This is a genomic window from Pelagibaculum spongiae (assembly GCF_003097315.1).
GTDB lineage: Bacteria > Pseudomonadota > Gammaproteobacteria > Enterobacterales > Pelagibaculaceae > Pelagibaculum > Pelagibaculum spongiae.
The window spans coordinates 1-1,838 of the sequence record NZ_QDDL01000020.1 but is presented as its reverse complement, the minus strand read 5'-3'; the positions used below and the strand labels follow the sequence as shown (position 1 = coordinate 1,838).

3 protein-coding genes are annotated in these 1,838 nt (G+C 39.4%); 1 reads left to right on the top strand and 2 read right to left on the bottom strand.

What is annotated here, in order from left to right:
- Positions 1–321: 321 nt before the first annotated feature.
- Positions 322–723: a hypothetical protein gene (locus tag DC094_RS21810; RefSeq protein WP_116689030.1), complete on the bottom strand. Its 402-nt coding sequence runs from the start codon at positions 721–723 to the stop codon at positions 322–324.
- Between the two features lie 111 nt (positions 724–834).
- On the bottom strand, positions 835–1,269 hold the full coding sequence (locus DC094_RS21805) for a DUF4274 domain-containing protein (RefSeq protein WP_116689029.1): 435 nt from the start codon (positions 1,267–1,269) through the stop codon (positions 835–837).
- Positions 1,270–1,535: 266 nt separating this feature from the next.
- On the opposite strand from DC094_RS21805, the gene DC094_RS21800 reads away from it, so the two are divergent.
- Positions 1,536–1,838: transposase (locus tag DC094_RS21800; protein WP_479687478.1), on the top strand; the 303-nt coding region annotated here is incomplete at its 3' end.

Below are 1,838 nucleotides of genomic sequence, written 5' to 3'. Positions count from 1 at the left end.
GGTTTTCGTCGTGATATCAATTAGCACCATTGCATTCGAGGCGAAGAAAACGGTTGCCGCAATCGCGTCGAACGCTAGGTTTTTTTAGTTATCCCGGTTATTAAATTTTTTGATTGGAATATAATTGAGATCATGGGTGGCGTGTTATTTTGGTTTTCGTCGTGATATCAATTAGTACCATTGCATTCGAGACGAAGAAAACAGTTGCTGAAAACGCGTCGAACGCTAGGTTTTTTAGTTATCCCGGTTATTAAATTTTTTGATTGGAATATAATTAGGATCATGGGTGGCGTGTTATTTTTCAGATGCAACATACGTTTGTTATACCTCATGACACTTTCTAATATTATCGAGTGCTTTTTTGTACAAGGTTTTATGCTGTATATTCACATAATTTTCAGCTTTCTGGATAGTAGACATTGAACAAAGCATATCCAGAACTTCTTTTTTATATTCAGTCTTTTTCTTAGGGGCTGAATATAGTTTTGATTTCATTACTATGAATTTCTCAGCCTTCCCTTCAACTTCATTAAGAAATTGTCGAGTTGACGGATACTCAACCTCATCAAATATCTGTTTAAAGCAATTTCGTATTTCTTTGTAATGAACGTGGTGTTCACTTTTGCATGGGAAGCATTTTCGGTCATCAACCAAATCAGCATCAGAAACACTAATTAATGCACCTAAAGTTTTCAATAATCTATCTGTGTTGAATTCTTCCATATTCTTCACCACGTATAACGCCGTCGTCAACTGCCGGAGGCTACTGGCGCCTTTTGTGCGGTTTTTTGCACAAAAGGTGACAGTGGCCGGAGGTCAGATTGCACGATCTTGTTATATGCTTGCTCCGTTTACTTCCTGATACAAGACAGAAGGAATATCTGCCTTTTTGTATTTATACAGAGTGAGCTTATTTATATTTGGTTTAAAACTCACCGGACCACAAGCATAATCGTTATTGTTTAGTTTGCGGACAAGCAATTCACAGAAATCAGCCCACTCATTGTTGTATTCATTTCGCTCTACTTCTTTTAAGAAATAGCTCATTCCTTCAGCAAGCCAAAACAGAGAGACCGCAGTACCTAAATCACAATGCTTATTGTTTGCTATAACTGTGGGCAAAGCATAGCCATCATTCCAGTTGTAATTCATCGCATATTGCTGAAGAAAGTACGGATTATCCGATGCTTTTGCAATCTCGCAGATCTTCTCAATATCTTCTTCATATTGAATTTGATCTATGTATTTTTGCTCGATTTCTCTATTCATGACTGCATATAACGTGGTAGCAACACCGGTGAGCCAATGAGCCTGCGGCGAAATTTGCGATCCGGTGCCTGCGATTGTTAGAACTTATTCGAGTATGAATAAACCGTGCTTGTTCGCAAGCTTTTTAGAGAAAGCATGCGCCACCCAATATTTTCTTTATGACAAACAAAAAAACTTCAATTTCACAGCTACGTATCTTTGCTTTAATCTCTGACAACTGTTGAAGTTGCAGGAGCGGCGCTTGAAAAAGCAGTCCATTTAACAACATGCCAGCACCCAGAGCGATTCTCTATGATCCAAAAGCCAATCCATTTCTCCACGTAGTGAATCGATGCGTACGCCGTGGGTGGTTGTGCGGAGAAGATCCTACCCTGCTTAAAAAATTTCGCAAAAATTATGATCACCGCCGCCAATGGATTGTCGATCGAATTGACCGCCTCAACCAAGCTTTTGCAGTCGATATTGCAGCTTACGCAGTCATGTCTAACCACTATCATCTGGTATTGTATGTAGATGTTGAGCGTGCAAAAAACTGGAATATCAAGCAAGTCCTGCTGCAATACTGCAAG